Source organism: Dietzia sp. NPDC055343, from assembly GCF_053645265.1.
Genome location: NZ_JBSHMJ010000106.1, coordinates 1 through 2,583, shown reverse-complemented (window position 1 = coordinate 2,583; position 2,583 = coordinate 1). Strand labels below are relative to the sequence as shown.

General features: G+C 64.5%; 4 protein-coding genes. 1 reads left to right on the top strand and 3 read right to left on the bottom strand.

Annotation, left to right across the window (positions count from 1 at the left end):
* The first annotated feature begins 646 nt into the window (after positions 1 to 646).
* Positions 647 to 1,213: a hypothetical protein gene (locus ACWIE7_RS18750; RefSeq protein ID WP_454070270.1), complete on the top strand. Its 567-nt coding sequence runs from the start codon at positions 647 to 649 to the stop codon at positions 1,211 to 1,213.
* 84 nt (positions 1,214 to 1,297) lie between these two features.
* On the opposite strand, the gene ACWIE7_RS18745 is transcribed toward ACWIE7_RS18750, so the two are convergent.
* The 3 genes from ACWIE7_RS18745 to ACWIE7_RS18735 form a co-directional block, all read right to left on the bottom strand.
* On the bottom strand, positions 1,298 to 1,507 hold the full coding sequence (locus ACWIE7_RS18745; protein ID WP_454070269.1) for a hypothetical protein: 210 nt from the start codon (positions 1,505 to 1,507) through the stop codon (positions 1,298 to 1,300).
* A gap of 35 nt (positions 1,508 to 1,542) precedes the next feature.
* A complete protein-coding gene (locus ACWIE7_RS18740) occupies positions 1,543 to 1,680 on the bottom strand; it encodes a hypothetical protein (protein ID WP_454070268.1) in 138 nt (45 codons plus the stop codon).
* Between the two features lie 496 nt (positions 1,681 to 2,176).
* Positions 2,177 to 2,422 (bottom strand): helix-turn-helix domain-containing protein, encoded by a 246-nt coding sequence (locus tag ACWIE7_RS18735; protein ID WP_378002164.1) that lies wholly within the window; start codon positions 2,420 to 2,422, stop codon positions 2,177 to 2,179.
* Between the last annotated feature and the right edge of the window lie 161 nt (positions 2,423 to 2,583).

Here is a 2,583-nt window from a genome sequence, read left to right as displayed (position 1 = left end):
GGGCGGGTTGTAAAGATCCACGCCATCCTTCAACCCTGCTTCGAGGATGCGGACGTTCTCGACGGTGGAAAGGACGCCGGTGCAGTAAGTCTGTGTCTTCAAGGTGTTATTGGTGAAGGTGCCGCTCGTTGCAGTGGGTGCCACCTTGTCGATCGTGAGCATCAGCCCCCCAGCCGTAGACGAACCCGGAATGAGGGAGCCCAGTGAGTTTGCCTGGGCGACCCCTGCCCCGCTAAGCACTGTGGCAGCGGCGAGAACGGTGGTGGAGGCGAAACTGGAAAGGCGAGCGAAACGCATTTTTCCCCTTTTCGGGTCAGTAGTTCCGATCGGCTAGCAGTTGGCCCTGCCGCTCACTGCGGCCGGGCGGCCAGAGTGAGCTCAACTTAACAGAAGCAGTAGACAACCTGACTTGTCTTACGCCCGCGGGCGACGTTGGGCCTTAAACTAACAGGCCGTCCCGCAAACCTCATCGGGGACACCACCAATCCAACCGGCCTGCCCGGCCACTCGGCCGAACATGTCGGCGAGGGTCGTAGCTACGCGAGTGCCGATAAGTCGCGATCTGCCACTACAGAGTTACGGAACCACTGTGCACCTCTCACTGGGCCCCGCAATATTTCTTGAGCTTCCGGCATAGGATTTCCGAATGGGAGCTGCGGAGTGGATCGCCGTCGGGGCACTCGTCGTATCTATGATCGCGGCCGTCTTCGGCGGGCTGAGCTGGTGGGCAGCAAACCGTTCGGCGAACGCAGCGGATAAGTCTTCCGAGACGGCACGAGAACAAGTCGCCATCATGCGAGTTCAAACCGACATTCAGCGAGGGCAACTGGAAGAGGCCCGCCGAGCGAATCGACTCGTTGGCCGCTCGCCAGGCACCCAGACGTTCAACAAAATGCAGGGCGGTGAGCTGGCGTCACGTCCATCTGTTCCAGCTCCGAAGCCTTCCCCGCGATTCTCGATCACACACGACTCCAGACAGGGTTACGTCGTCGCGAACGCCGGCGGGGCGACTGCTTACGACGTCGAGTTCGACTACGGCAATCTACTCTGGAGACCGCGCAACAGTTGGCCGTCGGAATGGGAGAGCAGCCACGCAGAGTATGTGGTCATCGCCAGAACCTGGGGCTCCGAGCCACTCGTGCGAGTGTCCTACGCAACCGAACCCGGGGGCGACAAGCGCTCCGAAACCCTCACCGTTCCACGCGGCGAATAGCCCACTCAGCTCGAAGACCGTCGCAGCGCCGATAATGTGGATTCCGTCCACCCGCCGGCACCGGCAGCCCCTGGCGCGAGGTCGCTACCGCTGGCGCCAGCGGTCGGCGACCCTGCGTCCACCCCGGAAGACGGACTTGCCGTCGGCGCCGTGTCGGTGCCGGCGCGGGTCGCGGGCGGCGCGACGCACGTCGCGCAGTAACTCGCAGGCGCGGACGTCCGTAAGCTCGGCGGCCCCGCGCCGGTAGGCGCCGGCGGCGTCCTGGACCTGGGCGAGGGTGTCGGGGTCTGCCATGGGGCGGCACGGTAGCGCCGCGCTCGCACACTCCCCTACTGGCCCAGGTCGCGGGCGGCGACGATCCCTGCGATGAAGTCCAGGACCCGGCCTGCTTCGGCGTCGATAAGGTCGAACTCGCGGCCGGCGACGATGGTCCTGGCGGGACCAAGTGGCTCGAGGCCGTAGAGCACTCTGGTGGTGGTCGATAGCGCGGCCCGGTCGGCGATGGTCTCGACACTGCATCCGAGTGCGGCCGCCAGGTCGTCGAACTACTGGCGGGTGAGGGTAGGTGCGTGCGCGTCTCGGCCGCGTGCGGCGGGGACTTTGCCGCGTTCCCAGATGCCGATCTGGCCGGCTCTGAAGTCGGCAGCGACCGCGAGTTTGAGCTGGCTGAGTCCGCGCTCGAGCCGGACGGCGCGGATGGCGCGGCCAGCGATCGGCCTCGTGAGCGGTCGCGATCAGGACGACGTCACCGGCGTTGTCGGTGTCGCGGGCTCGATGGAAGAGGTCGAGGTTGGCACGCACCTAGGACGGTCCCGTTGAGGATCATGGCACCTATCGTGCACGGTCCATCAATGAAGTGTCCCTCACCTACGCGGGAGCGGATGCAGATCGCCGCGGCATCTGCGGAATTGCCGGCGCCGGCGCCGGCGGCCCGCTGTGTCGTCGACAGCAACAGCGATTCCGTCACACATTCGGCCCTGCACCTGAACGTCGCAACCCACAGACAAATGTGCTCGCATCCACCTGGAGCACTGTGGCCAACGCCGCAATATTCAGTAGCCCGATATTGCGTTCGCCTCGCTCCACCGATCCGATATAGGTCCTGTGCAGACCCGCACGGTGCGCCAGTTCCTCCTGGGACAACCCCGCCTCCTGGCGGACACGACGGATCCGGAGCCCAAACTCGCCCAAGACCTCATCATCACGCATACCTGCAACTTCAGGCGGTTGATGCCTATAGGTCTACAGACTATAAGTAGCATTAGACGGTAGTTAGACCTGAGTTGGACCTCGTTAGTGCCCCGCGGCGATGGCTGTGAGGATGGCTTGGGAGTCGTCGTCGAGCGGGGTGCGAGCGGTGAGCTCGTGTC